The sequence below is a fragment of the Streptomyces rimosus subsp. rimosus genome (assembly GCF_000720725.1).
GTDB classification, from domain to species: Bacteria; Actinomycetota; Actinomycetes; order Streptomycetales; family Streptomycetaceae; genus Streptomyces; species Streptomyces rimosus_A.
In genome coordinates, this window is record NZ_JOCQ01000154.1 from 1 (window position 1) to 15,006 (window position 15,006).

Genomic DNA, 15,006 nt, shown 5'->3' on the forward strand with positions numbered 1-15,006 from the left:
GCGGCGGGGCAAGCGGGAGGGCGACGCTGGGGCGGGCGGCGGGGTCGCCCGCGCACCTTTGGAGACGAATCGAACGCGATCATCCCCCCAGCGGGGGCTTACCCAGGGGTGACGCGAGCGAAGCGCCCATCCCGACCGCGGGACGAGCCCCGTCGATGCACACCCCGAAGCCTCCACGAGCCGCCTCCCACGCCCCCCCAGAAGCGGCTTCCCCGGCCCCAGGAGCGCCTTTCCCGCCCCCGGCGCCCCAGGGCTCAGGCCCGGGCCGGAACCCCCGTCAGCGCCGTCACCACGGGGTCCAGCGCCTGGTTGATCTCGTCGCCGATGGAGCGGAAGAAAGTGATGGGCGCGCCGTACGGGTCGTAGACCTCGTCCGCCTCCGGGTTCGGCGCCAGCAGCCAGCCGCGCAGCGCGGCGGCGGCGCCGACCAGGGCGCGGGCGCGCTCGACCAGGCCGCCGCCGGGCAGCGCCGGGTCGGGCTCGGGCAGCGTCGCCGGGTCTATGGCCCGTACCAGCCGGTTGAACTCCTTGAGCGTGAAGGTGCGCAGCCCGGCCGAATGGCCCATGGAGATGACCTGCGCGCGGTGGTCGCGGGTGGCGGTCAGGACCAGGTCGGCCCGGATGACGTGCTCGTCCAGCAGCTCGCGGCCGGTGAAATCGGCCGGATCCGCACCGTAGTCGGCCAGAACCGTCGCGGCGTGGGTCTCCATGGGGGCGCCTTCGTGGCCCCAGGTGCCGGCGCTCTCCACGATCAGGCCGCCGCGGTCCGCACCCAGGCGCAGGTCGAGGGCGTGCCGGTGCAGCCGCTCGGTGATCGGCGAGCGGCAGACGTTGCCGGTGCTGACGTGGAGGATGCGGAAGGTGCGGTAGCTGTCCTCGCCGGGTCCCGCTATGCCACGCCCGAGGGGCGCAATCAATTCGCCACCTCAAGCCCCGGGGCCACCTTGCGCAGCTCCTCCGCGCTGATCGCGCCCGCGCGCAGCAGCAGCGGCGTGGGGCCGGTGACGTCGACGATCGAGGACGGTACGGCGGCGGGGGTGGGGCCGCCGTCCAGGTAGACGGAGACGGAGTCGCCGAGCATCTCCTGGGCCGCGTCGCAGTCCTGCGGGGACGGGTGGCCGGTCAGGTTGGCGCTGGAGACGGCCATCGGGCCGAACTCGGTCAGCAGCTCGATGGCGACCGGGTGCAGCGGCATCCGGACCGCGACCGTGCCGCGGGTCTCCCCCAGGTCCCAGGTCAGCGACGGCTGGTGGGTGGCGACCAGGGTCAGCGCGCCGGGCCAGAAGGCGTCGACCAGCTCCCAGGCCTGCTCGGAGAAGTCCGTGACGAGGCCGTGCAGGGTGTTCGGGGAGCCGACGAGCACCGGCGAGGGCATGCCGCGCCCGCGGCCCTTGGCCTCCAGCAGGTCACCGACGGCCTGGGCACTGAACGCGTCCGCGCCGATGCCGTAGACGGTGTCGGTCGGCAGCACGACCAGCTCGCCGCGACGGACGGCCGATGCGGCCTCGCGCAGACCGGTCGCGCGGTCGGTCGCGTCGCTGCAGTCGTAACGCCGTGCCATTTAACGGACCTCCTCGTGCGGAACGTACAGATGACTCGTGGGGGCCGGGCTCGTCATGGCGTCGCCCTGCGCGCGGTGGCGAAGCGGGGCCGGTTGTTCAGGTCGGGGTGGTCGGCCGCGTCGGCCCAGCCCCGCTCCTCGGTGAAGATCCACGGGACCTGGCCGCCCTGGGTGTCGGCGTGCTCGATGACCACGACGCCGCCGGGCCGCAGCAGGCGGTGTGCGGTCCGCTCGATGCCGCGGATGGTGTCCAGGCCGTCCTGGCCCGAGAACAGCGCGAGCTCGGGGTCGTGGTCGCGTGCCTCGGGTGCGACGTACTCCCACTCGGTCAGCGGGATGTACGGCGGGTTCGAGATGACCAGGTCCACCTGGCCGTCCAGCTCGGGGAGCGCGGTCAGCGCATCGCCCTGCTGGAGAACGACGCGGGACCCCTCGACGTTCTTGCGCGCCCACTGCATGGCCTCGTCGGACAGCTCCACGGCGTGCACGCGCGAGCGCGGCACCTCCTGCGCCAGGGCGAGCGCGATCGCGCCGGAGCCGGTGCACAGGTCCACGATGAGCGGTTCGACGACGTCCATGGCCCGTACGGCGTCTATCGCCCAGCCGACGACCGATTCGGTCTCCGGGCGGGGTACGAAGACACCGGGGCCGACGTGCAGCTCCAGGTAGCGGAAGAAGGCGCGCCCGGTGATGTGCTGGAGCGGCTCGCGGGCCTCGCGGCGCGCGACCGCCTCCCAGTAGCGGGCATCGAAGTCCGCGTCGGCGACCCGGTGCAGTTCGCCGCGCTTGACGCCGTGCACGTGCGCGGCGAGCTCCTCGGCGTCGAAGCGCGGTGAGGGTACGCCGGCGTCGGCCAGCCGCTGGGTGGCCTGTGCCACCTCGGCGAGCAGCACGGTGCGGGGGCTGGGCCCGCGGCGGGGCCGCTGGGGGTCGTGGCCCCCGGAAGGCGACGGCACGCTGTTCCTCCGGCTCGTTCTACGGGCGTTCTACGGGCTTACTGGGCGGCTGCCAGCTTGGCGGCCGAGTCGGCGTCGACGCACGCCTGGATGACCGGGTCGAGCTCGCCGTCGAGGACCTGGTCCAGGTTGTACGCCTTGAAGCCGACCCGGTGGTCCGAGATGCGGTTCTCCGGGAAGTTGTACGTCCGGATGCGCTCGGAGCGGTCGACGGTGCGGACCTGGCTGCGCCGGGCGTCCGACGCCTCCTTCTCGGCCTCCTCCTGGGCGGCGGCCAGCAGCCGCGAGCGCAGGATGCGCAGGGCCTGCTCCTTGTTCTGGAGCTGGCTCTTCTCGTTCTGGCAGGAGACGACGATGCCGGTGGGCAGGTGGGTGATGCGTACGGCGGAGTCGGTGGTGTTGACCGACTGGCCGCCGGGTCCCGACGAGCGGTAGACGTCGATGCGCAGGTCGTTCGGGCCGATCTCGACCTCGACCTCCTCGGCCTCGGGCGTGACGAGCACACCGGCGGCGGAGGTGTGGATGCGGCCCTGGGACTCGGTGGCGGGCACCCGCTGGACGCGGTGCACCCCGCCCTCGTACTTCAGGCGGGCCCACACGCCCTGTCCGGGCTCGGTGGCGCCGTTGCCGCCCTTGGTCTTCACGGCGACCTGGACGTCCTTGTAGCCGCCGAGGTCGGACTCGTTGGCGTCGAGGATCTCGGTCTTCCAGCCGACGCGCTCGGCGTAGCGCAGGTACATGCGCAGCAGGTCGCCGGCGAACAGCGCGGACTCCTCGCCGCCCTCGCCCGCCTTGACCTCCAGGATGACGTCCTTGTCGTCGCTGGGGTCGCGCGGGACGAGCAGCAGCCGCAGCTTCTCGGTCAGCTCCTCGCGGCGCGCTTCGAGGTCCTTGACCTCGTCGGCGAAGTCCGGGTCGTCGGCGGCCAGCTCGCGGGCGGTGCCGATGTCGTCGCCGGTCTGCTTCCAGGCGCGGTACGTCGCGATGACCGGGGTCAGTTCGAAATAGCGCTTGTTGAGCCGCTTGGCCTCGCGCTGGTCGGCGTGGACCGCGGGGTCGGCCAGTCGCTTCTCAAGGTCGGCGTGCTCGCCGATCAGTTCCTCGACCGCCTCGAACATCGTGGGGGTTCCTCACCTGGCTGTGTCTTCCCGGTTTCCCCGGGGGTCCCGGTTGCCGGCACCTGTGCGGCCGCTGGCCGCGGCCACGGACCTCCGGCGGGGTCCGTGGCCCGGACGACAAAACGCCGGTCCGGCCGCCCCTCGACAGGGGCGAGTCGGAACCGGCGCCTTGCGGGACGCTACTTCTTGGCGGAGCCGGCGCCCTTGCCGAAGCGGGCCTCGAAGCGGGCCACGCGGCCACCGGTGTCGAGGATCTTCTGCTTGCCCGTGTAGAACGGGTGGCACTCGGAGCAGATGTCGGCACGGATGGTGCCGCCGGCAACGGTGCTACGGGTGGTGAACGACGCGCCACAGGTGCAGCTGACCTGGGTCTCGACGTACTCCGGGTGGATGTCGCGCTTCAAGGGAATCTCCTAGGTTCGGGAGGGCTCCGGGTCGTGGCGCTGATTGCGTCACGTGAACCGGGGCCGACGGTCCAGTCTGCCAGGACGGGCCGCATCTCCCAAAACCGGGGTGGTCCGGAATGTATTCCCGGTGCCTAACGAAGGCCGAACGAATGCCGTACGAATGCCGTACGGCGGCCGCCGGGACGGTCCCGGCGGCCCGGAGGAAACGATTCGGCTACTTTACGTAACCCGCGGTTCCGCCCTTGTCGCCCGCGGAATCCTTGATCGCTTCCTTGGGGATGTCCTGGTCCTGGCGCAGCGCGTCCCAGACCTGCCGGGACTGCTTGTCCAGCGGCAGCACGCGGGACGGGTCCTTCTTGTCGTACGTCACCGGCAGGGTGACCATGTCGATGCTGTCCGACCCGATGCCGCCCATCTCCTTGGCCAGACCCATCAGCGCGTTGACCGAGTTCAGGTCGGTGTCGGTGGTGATGGCCTTGGTGGCGGTGTCGGCGATGCCGTAGAGCTTCGTCGGATTCGACAGCAGCCCGATGTTCTTGACCTGGTTCATCAGGGCCTTGATGAACGTCTGCTGGAGCTGGATGCGGCCCAGGTCGCTGCCGTCGCCGCCGGGCACGCCGTGCCGGGTGCGGACGAGGCCGAGCGCGTCCTCGCCGTTGAGGGTGTGCTTGCCGGGCTCCAGGTCCAGGTGGCTCTTCTTGTCGTGGATGGGCTTGGTGGTGGTGATGTCCACGCCGCCCAGCGCGTCGATGAGCTTCTTGAAGCCGGTGAAGTCGACCTCGACGAAGTGGTCCATGCGGATGCCGCTCATCGACTCGACGGTCTTGACCGCGCAGGCCGGCCCGCCGACCTCGAAGGCGGTGTTGAACATCGCCCGGCGCTGGCCCGGTATGTTCTTGCCGTCCTTGGTCGTGCAGTCGGGGCGCTGGACCAGGGTGTCGCGCGGAACGCTGACCACGCTGGCCTTCTTGTGGCCCTTGTAGATGTGCACGATCATCGCGGTGTCGGAACGGGCGTTGCCCCCGTCCGCGCCGTACGAGGCGTTCGCGCCCGCCCGCGAGTCCGAGCCCATGACGAGGATGTCCATCGACCCGTCGTCGTTGTTCTTCGGCCGGTCCTTGCCCAGGGCGGCGTTGATGTCGACGCCCTTCAGATTGCCGTTGAGCTTGAAGTAGACGTATCCCAGTCCCGCGCCGCCCAGCAGCACACAGCTGACCAGCGCGCATATGGTGATCGTCAGGACGCGGCGGCGCCGGGTCGGCCCCTTGCGCCGGCGGCCCGTGGCACGTATGCCGCGGGAGCGGCTCTTGGCCGGGTTCGCGGCCCTGCTGTCGTCCGCCATCTGCTCCTCAGTCCTCGTTCGCTCGGGCTGCCCCTCGCCGCCACTGCTCGGCCACGGTTTGTTGCGCCTTGAAAGACGGGGGGCTGCCCGGAAGGGTTGCACAACGGGATTGAGCGCCATTCTTAGAACCGGCCCCGTCACCGGACCGTAAAAAGTCGACTTTTTGCCCGGTGACCAGGACTTTCGTCCGGGACCGCGATCCGGAACGGCGGGCTCCGCCGAGGACATCCGTGTGCGCAAGGCAACAATCCACGGCTTGATCTGCGGGTTTCTCGGGCCAGCACGAAGCCCTCCCGGTCACCGATGTGACCAGGAGGGCTCAGCCGTGCGGCCACGGCCGGGTCCGGCGCCCGTACGGGCGCCGGCGGGCCGTTCGCAGGAGACCGGCGTCAGTCGTTGCCGTTGCCGTTGCCCATGCCGGGCGTCGTCTTCTGGATCTGGAGCAGGAATTCCGCGTTGGACTTCGTCTGCTTCATCTTGTCCAGCAGCAGCTCGATGGCCTGCTGCTGGTCCAGGGCGTGCAGCACCCGGCGCAGCTTCCAGACGACGGCCAGCTCGTCGCTGCCCATCAGGATCTCTTCCTTACGGGTGCTGGACGCGTCCACGTCCACCGCCGGGAAGATGCGCTTGTCCGAGAGCTTCCGGTCGAGCTTGAGCTCCATGTTGCCGGTGCCCTTGAACTCCTCGAAGATCACCTCGTCCATCCGCGAGCCGGTCTCGACCAGCGCGGTGGCCAGGATGGTCAGCGAGCCGCCGTCCTCGATGTTGCGCGCGGCACCGAAGAACTTCTTCGGCGGGTACAGCGCGGTCGAGTCGACACCACCGGACAGGATGCGGCCCGACGCCGGCGCCGCGAGGTTGTACGCGCGGCCCAGACGGGTGATCGAGTCCAGCAGGACGACCACGTCGTGGCCCAGCTCGACCAGGCGCTTGGCGCGCTCGATGGCCAGCTCCGCGACGGTGGTGTGGTCCTCGGCCGGGCGGTCGAAGGTCGAGGAGATGACCTCGCCCTTGACCGACCGCTGCATGTCGGTGACCTCTTCCGGACGCTCGTCGACCAGGACGACCATCAGGTGGCACTCGGGGCTGTTGCGGGTGATCGCGTTGGCGATCGCCTGCATGATCATGGTCTTGCCGGTCTTCGGCGGCGCCACGATCAGACCGCGCTGGCCCTTGCCGATCGGCGAGACCAGGTCGATGATCCGCGGCGTCAGCGCGCCCGGCTCACCCTCCAGGCGCAGCCGCTCCTGCGGGTAAAGGGGCGTCAGCTTGCCGAACTCCGGGCGTCCGCGGCCCTGTTCGGGCGCAACGCTGTTGACGGTGTCCAGGCGCACCAGCGCGTTGAACTTCTCGCGCCGCTCGCCCTCGCGGGGCTGGCGGACCGCGCCGGTGACGTGGTCGCCCTTGCGCAGGCCGTTCTTGCGGACCTGGGCGAGCGAGACGTACACGTCGTTCGGGCCGGGCAGGTAGCCGGAGGTCCGGATGAACGCGTAGTTGTCGAGGATGTCGAGGATGCCCGCGACGGGGATCAGCACGTCGTCCTCGGAGACCTGCGGCTCGTTGCCGAAGTCGTCCCGGCCGCGACGGCCCCGGCGGTCCCGGTAGCGGCCGCGACGGCCGCGGCGGCCGCCCTCGAAGTCGTCCCCGTCCTCGTCGGCCCGGCGGTTGTCCCGGTTGTCCCGGTTGTCGCGCTGGCGGTTGCCGCCGCCCTGCTGGTCGCCGCCGTCGTTGTTCTTGTTGCGGCGGTCGCGCTGGCCGCGCTCGCCGCGGCCCTGGCGGTCGCCCTTCTGGCCGCGGTCCTGGCGGTCCCCGCGGTCCTGGCGGTCGCCCTTGCCCTGGCGGCCCTCGGCGCTGTCGGCGGCGGCCTCGGCCTTGCCGTCCTCGCGCTGCGCCGCCCGGGTGTCGGCCTTCGCCTCGGCCTTGCCCTCGGCCTTCGCCTCGCCGGCGCCCTCGGGGCTGCCCGCGGCGGCGGTGGCGCGGCGCCGGCGGCGCTCGCCGGTGGGCTCCTCGCCGGTCTGGCCCGGAATGTCGATCTGCTGCTGCCCGGCGGACTGGTCGGCGGCCTTCTCGGCCCCCTTGCCCGCGGCCTTGGCGTCGCCGTCCTCGCCCGTACGGGCCTTGGAGGTCGCCCGGCGCTTGGGCTTGGTCTCGGTCTCTGCGGGCGCGTCGCCCTTGGCGGCGGAGGCGGTGCCGGCGCCCTGGGCCTGCTTCTCCTTGATGACCTCGATCAGCTGGCTCTTGCGCATCCGCGCGGTGCCCTTGATACCGAGGCTGGAGGCGACCTGCTGCAGCTCTGCCAGGACCATGCCGTCCAGGCCGGTGCCGGAACGGCGGCGCCGCGCAGGCGCGGCGGGAGCGTCCGTGGCGGGCGCGGTGGCACTGCCATCGGTGCGTACGCCCATCAGATCGGTGGTGTCGCTCACGAAGGGTCCTTCCCTGGAGCGGGCGTCGGCCTGTCTGGCTCGGCGACCGGTTGTGCTGTCCGGCTGCGGTCCCGTACTTGCGGACCTGGCCGGGGCGGTGGTCCCGCCGAAACGGCGGAGAGATCAGTGCGTGGTTCCGGCGCGAAGAGATGTCTGTGACTCATGTCCGTCACGCCGATTCCGGAGCGTGCTCGCTTCTGCTCAGGCAACTGCTCCAAGCAGTCTGGGAAGCTCCCGGAAGAAAGGTGGTCCCGGAAGGGGACACGGAGTACCGCGCCGCAGAGGCGTCACGTACTCACTTGAGGTTAACACTACCGGATCCAACAAACATTCCCCCTCTCGAAGACCGGCAATCGGACGATCACCCGGCGAGCGGCAGCACCGAGGCTCCCGCCGCGTCGAGGGCCAGCCGGTTGGCCGCCCACCCCTCGCCCGCCAGGCCGGCGACCTTGTCGGCCGCGTCCTCCTGGACCAGCGCGAGCACCGTGGGGCCCGCGCCGGAGATGACTGCAGGGACGCCGTCCGCCCGCAGTCGGTTCACCAGGGCCACGCTCTCGGCCATCGCGGGAGCACGGTACTCCTGGTGAAGTCGGTCCTCGGTCGCGGCCAGCAGCAGCTCGGGGCGCCTGGTCAGGGCCTCGACGAGCAGTGCGGCGCGGCCGGCGTTGGCCGCGGCGTCCACGTGCGGGACGGTACGCGGCAGCAGGCCCCGCGCGGTCTCCGTGAGCACCGGACGGCCCGGTACGAAGACCACCGGAACGATGGAACCGGCGGGATCCATCCTGATGGCCCGCGCGGTCCCGGTCTCCGTCCAGGCCAGTGTGAAGCCGCCCAGCAGGCACGCGGCGACATTGTCCGGATGGCCCTCGATCTCGGTCGCCAGCTCCAGCAGCGCCGCGTCGTCGAGCTTCTGCTCGGCGCCTATGGTCACGGCGCGGGCGGCCATGATGCCGGCGCAGATCGCGGCGGAGGAGGAGCCCAGGCCGCGGCCGTGCGGGATGCGGTTGGCGCACACGATCTCCAGGCCGCGCGGCTGCCCGCCGAGCAGGTCGAAGGCGGCGCGCAGGGACCGTACGAGCAGGTGGCTCTCGTCGCGCGGCAGGGTTTCGGCGCCCTCGCCCGCGATGTCGACGTGCAGGCCGGAATCGGCCACCCGCACCACGACGTCGTCGTACAGCCCGAGGGCGAGCCCCAGGGCGTCGAAGCCGGGACCGAGATTGGCGCTGGTCGCGGGGGTGCGCACCCGGACGGCGGCGGCGCGGAACGCTGGACCGGCCATCGCTCGATGACTCTCCTTGATGTGATGCTGCGGCACTGCCCCGGAGCGCCGCGGCACCAGGGTGGCGCCCGGCCGGCTCATGGGGACCGTTCTGACCTGCCCTGCACACCACTGCGACATGCCGTGGGGAGGGGAGTTGGCTGCCAGCCTATCGAAGGAAGGTTCTGTGGCGACATAGGGCGCACAGGAGGCGCACGATGCGTGTCGCACGCCGCCCGCGGCTCCGAGCCGTCTTTGCAGCCTTTGCAGGGTTTGCTCGATCCGGTACGACGGGCCCTCGCGGCCCCGTGACCGGTGACGCGCGGCCTCGCGCGCCGGGGTGGGCACCCGGCCGTACCCGTACGGGCGGGCCGGGTGCGTCGCGTCCTTCAGGGGGCGCGTTACGCCAGACCGAGGCGCTCGGCCGCGGCGTCCGCGTCGACCGGGACGGTGACCGGCTGCGGGGCGCCCGCGACGGCCCAGTCCGGGTCCTTGAGGCCGTTGCCGGTGACCGTGCAGACGATGCGCTGGCCCGGGTCGACCTTGCCCTCGTCGGCGGCCTTGAGCAGACCGGCCACCGAGGCGGCCGACGCGGGCTCCACGAAGACGCCCTCCTGAGAGGCCAGCAGCCGGTAGGCGGCCAGGATCTGACGGTCGGTCACCTCGTCGATGAAGCCGCCGGACTCGTCCCGGGCGCGCTCGGCGAACTGCCAGGAGGCGGGGTTGCCGATGCGGATGGCGGTCGCGATCGTGTGCGGATCCTTGACGACTTCGCCACGTACGATCGGCGCGCTGCCGGACGCCTGGAAGCCCCACATGCGCGGGGTGCGCGAGGCGATGCCGTCGGCGGCGTACTCCTGATAGCCCTTCCAGTACGCGGTGATGTTGCCCGCGTTGCCGACCGGCAGCACATGGATGTCCGGAGCGTCGTCCAGCATGTCCACGATCTCGAAGGCGGCGGTCTTCTGGCCCTCGATCCGTACCGGGTTGACGGAGTTCACAAGTGCGACGGGGTACTTCTCGGAGAGGCCCCGGGCCAGCGTCAGACAATCGTCGAAATTGCCGTCGACCTGGAGGATCTTGGCGCCGTGCACCAGCGCCTGGCCCATCTTGCCGAGCGCGATCTTGCCCTGCGGGACGAGCACGGCGCAGACCATCCCGGCCCGTACGGCGTAGGCCGCGGCCGAGGCCGAGGTGTTGCCGGTGGAGGCGCAGATGACCGCCTTGGCGCCCTCCTCCTTGGCCCGGGTGATGGCCATCGTCATGCCGCGGTCCTTGAAGGAGCCGGTGGGGTTGGCACCCTCCACCTTGAGATGCACCTCACAGCCCGTGCGCTCGGAGAGCACCTGGGCGGGTACCAGCGGCGTACCGCCCTCACGCAGCGTGACGACCTCGGTCGACGCCCCGACCGGCAGCCGGTCGCGGTACTCCTCGATGATTCCGCGCCACTGACGGCTCGCGGTGGAAATGGCAGACATGGGTTCCTTTACTCCCCTTCGACCCGCATGATGCTGGCGACGCCCCGGACGGTGTCCAGTTCGCGCAGCGCGTCGACGGTCGACGACAGGGCGGCGTCGGCCGCCCGGTGCGTGACGACGACGAGGGACGCCTCTCCCCCGTTCTCGGTCTCACCGGAGCGGGCGGCACCCCCGTCCTTGCTCTGCTGGCGGACGGTGTCGATGGACACGCCGTGTTCGGCGAAGACCGTGGCCACCTGGGCCAGGACACCGGGCTTGTCGGCCACGTCCAGGCTGATGTGGTAGCGGGTGACCACGTCGCCCATGGGCCCGACCGGCAGCTGCGTGTACGCGGACTCGCCGGGCCCGGTGGTCCCGGCCAGCTTGTTGCGGCAGACCGCCACCAGGTCGCCGAGGACGGCGGAGGCGGTCGGCGAGCCGCCCGCGCCCGGTCCGTAGAACATCAGCTGCCCGGCCGCCTCGGCCTCGACGAAGACCGCGTTGTACGCCTCGCGCACGGAGGCCAGCGGATGCGACAGCGGGATCATCGCCGGGTGCACGCGCGCGGTGACCGAAGCACCGTCGGCGGCCCGCTCACAGATCGCCAGCAGCTTGACCGTGCAGCCCATCCGCTTGGCGGAGGCGATGTCGGAGGCGGTGACCTCGGTCAGCCCCTCGCGGTGCACGTCGTCGATGGTGACCCGGGTGTGGAAGGCGATTCCGGCCAGGATGGCGGCCTTGGCGGCGGCGTCGAAGCCCTCGACGTCGGCGGTCGGGTCGGCCTCCGCGTACCCCAGGGCCGTGGCCTCGTCCAGCGCTTCCGAGTAACCCGCCCCGGTGCTGTCCATCTTGTCCAGGATGAAATTGGTCGTCCCGTTGACGATGCCGAGCACCCGGTTGACCTTGTCGCCGGCCAGCGACTCGCGCAGCGGCCGGACCAGCGGGATCGCGCCGGCCACGGCGGCCTCGTAGTACAGGTCGGCGCCGTTGGCCTCGGCGGCGGCGTGCAGCGCCGCGCCGTCCGCGGCGACCAGCGCCTTGTTGGCCGAGACGACGCTCGCGCCGTGCTCGAAAGCGGTGGTGATCAGGCCGCGGGCGGGCTCGATTCCCCCGATCACCTCGACGACCACATCGATGTCACCACGTTTGACCAGCGCTTTCGCGTCGGTGGTGATCAGTTCGGCGGGCACTCCCGCGCGTACCCGGTCCGGACGGCGAACGGCGATCCCGGCCAGCTCGACCGGCGCCCCGATGCGTGCCGTGAGGTCGTCGGCGTGCGTCGTCATGATGCGCGCCACCTCTGAGCCGACCACTCCACAGCCCAGCAGCGCCACCTTCAGCGGACGCGTACGCATCATTCGACCTCTTTCGCTTTCCTTCTCGGTAATGCACCAGTCTCACGCACCGGACCGGGTTTTCCGGCCCCGGTCCGGATGCCGAGACATTCGTTCCACCATTGTCGGTCACTCGGCGGACCGGGCGGACACCGCCCGTACGGACGGTGCCCCGTACCCTTCGATGCCCGAAATCCGCCCTGCCCGACCTACCCGACGTCGAGCCGCAGCAGGTCCTCCTCCGTCTCCCGCCGCACGATGACGCGCCCCGCGCCCTCACGCACCGCGACCACCGGCGGCCGCAGGGCGTGGTTGTAGTTGCTCGCCATCGACCGGCAGTACGCGCCGGTCGCGGGCACGGCGAGCAGGTCGCCGGGGGCCACGTCGGCGGGCAGGAACGCGTCCCGTACGACGATGTCGCCGCTCTCGCAGTGCTTGCCGACCACGCGGGAGAGCATCGGCGGCGCGTCCGAGGCCCGCGAGGCGAGCGCCACGCTGTACTCGGCGTCGTAGAGGGCCGTACGGATGTTGTCGGACATGCCGCCGTCGACGGAGACGTACGTCCGCAGCCCGTCCAGCTCCTTGACCGTGCCGACCTCGTACAGGGTGAAGGCGGTGGGCCCGACGATGGCGCGGCCCGGCTCCACGGACAGGCGCGGCACGGCCAGCCCGGCCGCCGCGCACTCCCGCGTCACGATGTCGCCCAGCGCCTTGGCGATCTCGTGCGGCTCGCGCGGATCGTCGTCCGAGGTGTAAGCGATCCCGAGCCCGCCCCCCAGGTCGATCTCCGGCAGCTCCACCCCGTGCTCGTCGCGCACCTCGGTCAGCAGCTGCACCACGCGCCGCGCGGACACCTCGAACCCGGCCATGTCGAAGATCTGCGAGCCGATGTGCGAGTGGATGCCGGTCAGCTCCAGCCCGTCCAGCTTCAGCACCCGCCGTACGGCCTCCGCGGCCTGCCCGCCGGCCAGCGCGATCCCGAACTTCTGGTCCTCGTGCGCGGTGGCGATGAACTCGTGCGTATGGGCCTCCACACCCACCGTCACCCGGATCTGCACCCGCTGCCGCTTGCCCAGCCGGTCCGCGATGTGCGCGACCCGCACGATCTCCTGGAACGAATCCAGCACGATCCGCCCGACCCCGGCCTCCACGGCCCGGGTGATCTCATCGACGCTCTTGTTGTTGCCGTGCAGCGCGATCCGCTCGGCAGGCATGCCGGCCGCGAGCGCGGTGGCCAGCTCGCCCCCGCTGCACACATCGAGGTTCATCCCTTCCTCCGCCAGCCAGCGCACCACGGCTCGCGAGAGGAAAGCCTTCCCGGCGTAGAAGACATCCGCCCCCTCCCCGAAAGCGTCCTTCCAGGCCCGGCACCGCTCCCGGAAGTCGTCCTCGTCCAGGAAGTACGCGGGCGTCCCGAACTCCTCGGCGAGCGCGGCGACGTCGGCCCCGCCGACGGTGATCACACCGTCCTCGTTCCGGCGGACCGTACGGGACCACACCCGGGCATCGATGCTGTTCAGATCGGCGGGCGGGGCGGAGTAGTGCCCCTCGGGCAGGACGTCGCCGTGACGGGGGCCTGCGGGGTGTGCGGAACGGCTCATGGCGTGGGAATTCCCCTCGGAAGTGCTGCGACCTGGTCGGGTACGTCGACTGGCGGAGCGGCGGGCCGGCTGCCGGACGTCCTTGTCGGGCATCGACCGCCGGGTTGCCGGCTGCCTGTGTCGGAACTTGCCTGCCAGTGTTCGGACCGGGTCTAAAGACGATCGGGCGTGGAGATGCCGAGCAGGTGAAGGCCGTTGGCGAGCACCGTTCCGGCGGCTTCGGCGAGGGCCAGCCGGCCACGGTGCACGGCCGAGGGTTTCTCCTCCCCGACGGGCAGCGGCGGACAGACGTCATGACATCGCAGCCAGGCGTCGGCGGTGACCTCCAGATGCCGCGCGACCCGATCGGGCGCCCGGTGCCGCGCGGCGGCCTCGACGGCGGCGGGGTACTCGGCGATGGCGGCGTAGAGATCGCGGAGGGCGTGGGACTGCGTGTCCGTACCCCCCACCTCTTGTATGTCTGCGGGCTCGGCGGCGAACCCCAGGTCGCGGGCGTTACGAGTCATCGCGCGCGTACGGGCGTACCCGTACTGCACCCGGAAGCGGGGGTTGCTCTCCCGCTGAACGGGCCGGTCGGGAAGGCGCACGGCGTCGCCTTGGGCGGGGCGGAGGAGGACCCAGCGGGCTTCGTCCGGGCCCAGGCGGGCGGTGAGGACGTGCCAGTCGTGGGCGATGGGCCGGGGGCGGACCGTTTCCCCACCCGGCCTCGTCTCCGCGCCTCCCGCAGGAAGGATCCTTTCCATCGCCTCGGCCACTACTGCAGCGCGCGCACCTGCGCCTTCCGCCGCACGCAACTCCACCCGGCCCCGGCCGCAGGCATCCCCGTACGCCCGCCCCTGCGCCAGCACACTCCGTACGAGCCCGGCCCGGGCCGCCCCCGTCAACGTCACGTTCAAGAACCCGGCCCCGGCAACCCCCACGCCGGCAACTCCGGATACCCCCGTCAACCGCTCCCGCAGCACTTCGGCCACCTCAAGCGGCGACCGCCCGGCCTCCTTGGCCACCTGCAGCGCGACACCACACGCCAGATCAGCCTCATCACCGACGCCCTTACCGCCCGGCGCGCGCACCACAACCCGCTCCGGCACGGTCACGGAGAGTTCCCCGTCCTCAACGGCGCCACGCACGGCACAGAGCACGGCGCGGGAGAACTCAGCGGGGGTCACGCCCCCAGCGTATGGGAGAAGCAGCCCTCGACCGCCACCTGGTTTCACCTGGCGGACAGGTGCGCCCTGCTGATGGAGGAGCGTCCCGGCCGTGCGGGGTGGGGATGCCGGCGGCGCACTGGATACCGGGGGTTTACGCCATGCCGGTCACCGGGCGCCTGAGCCGTGTCGTCACCGAACACCTCTCCCCACGCACCCCGCCCCCACCCGACAGAGGCGCCCCCTCACCCAGCCACCCAGTCACCCAGCCATCCAGTCCCCCAGTCACCCAGCAGGCCACACCGCAGCCTCCGACCCCCCTTCGACATCCCCAACTGTCCCAACCGTCCCTACCGTCCCTGCCTCCCCAACCCCAACCTCCCCCTCGGGCCGTCCCACCTCAC

12 protein-coding genes are annotated in these 15,006 nt (G+C 71.4%); all 12 read right to left on the reverse strand.

Annotation, left to right across the window (positions count from 1 at the left end):
• Window positions 1-254 precede the first annotated feature (254 nt).
• Window positions 255-917, reverse strand: coding sequence for an arsenate reductase/protein-tyrosine-phosphatase family protein (locus IH45_RS0140205; RefSeq protein WP_030681156.1), 663 nt, complete (start codon window positions 915-917; stop codon window positions 255-257).
• On the reverse strand, window positions 914-1,561 hold the full coding sequence (locus IH45_RS0140210; RefSeq protein ID WP_003981321.1) for an L-threonylcarbamoyladenylate synthase: 648 nt from the start codon (window positions 1,559-1,561) through the stop codon (window positions 914-916). The genes IH45_RS0140205 and IH45_RS0140210 overlap by 4 nt, the downstream gene beginning before the upstream one ends.
• Window positions 1,562-1,614: 53 nt before the next feature.
• Window positions 1,615-2,454, reverse strand: coding sequence for a peptide chain release factor N(5)-glutamine methyltransferase (prmC, locus tag IH45_RS0140215; protein WP_030681159.1), 840 nt, complete (start codon window positions 2,452-2,454; stop codon window positions 1,615-1,617).
• A gap of 101 nt (window positions 2,455-2,555) precedes the next feature.
• Window positions 2,556-3,635: a peptide chain release factor 1 gene (gene prfA, locus IH45_RS0140220; protein ID WP_030681161.1), complete on the reverse strand. Its 1,080-nt coding sequence runs from the start codon at window positions 3,633-3,635 to the stop codon at window positions 2,556-2,558.
• Between the two features lie 179 nt (window positions 3,636-3,814).
• Window positions 3,815-4,039 carry a 50S ribosomal protein L31 gene (rpmE, locus tag IH45_RS0140225; RefSeq protein WP_030376601.1) on the reverse strand — a complete coding sequence of 75 codons (225 nt, stop codon included), beginning with the start codon at window positions 4,037-4,039 and terminating at the stop codon, window positions 3,815-3,817.
• 217 nt (window positions 4,040-4,256) lie between these two features.
• Window positions 4,257-5,384, reverse strand: coding sequence for an LCP family protein (locus tag IH45_RS0140230; protein WP_030681165.1), 1,128 nt, complete (start codon window positions 5,382-5,384; stop codon window positions 4,257-4,259).
• Between the two features lie 389 nt (window positions 5,385-5,773).
• A complete protein-coding gene (gene rho, locus IH45_RS0140235; protein ID WP_030681168.1) occupies window positions 5,774-7,807 on the reverse strand; it encodes a transcription termination factor Rho in 2,034 nt (677 codons plus the stop codon).
• Between the two features lie 361 nt (window positions 7,808-8,168).
• Window positions 8,169-9,086 (reverse strand): homoserine kinase, encoded by a 918-nt coding sequence (gene thrB, locus IH45_RS0140240; protein ID WP_030681172.1) that lies wholly within the window; start codon window positions 9,084-9,086, stop codon window positions 8,169-8,171.
• Between the two features lie 380 nt (window positions 9,087-9,466).
• On the reverse strand, window positions 9,467-10,543 hold the full coding sequence (gene thrC / locus IH45_RS0140245; RefSeq protein WP_003981334.1) for a threonine synthase: 1,077 nt from the start codon (window positions 10,541-10,543) through the stop codon (window positions 9,467-9,469).
• Between the two features lie 8 nt (window positions 10,544-10,551).
• Entirely contained in the window at window positions 10,552-11,880 is a 1,329-nt protein-coding gene (locus IH45_RS0140250) for a homoserine dehydrogenase (protein WP_030681175.1), read from the reverse strand.
• A gap of 185 nt (window positions 11,881-12,065) precedes the next feature.
• Window positions 12,066-13,457: a diaminopimelate decarboxylase gene (gene lysA / locus IH45_RS0140255; RefSeq protein ID WP_030681178.1), complete on the reverse strand. Its 1,392-nt coding sequence runs from the start codon at window positions 13,455-13,457 to the stop codon at window positions 12,066-12,068.
• Window positions 13,458-13,609: 152 nt separating this feature from the next.
• A complete protein-coding gene (nrtL, locus tag IH45_RS0140260) occupies window positions 13,610-14,623 on the reverse strand; it encodes an ArgS-related anticodon-binding protein NrtL (RefSeq protein ID WP_030681180.1) in 1,014 nt (337 codons plus the stop codon).
• Window positions 14,624-15,006: the final 383 nt, after the last annotated feature.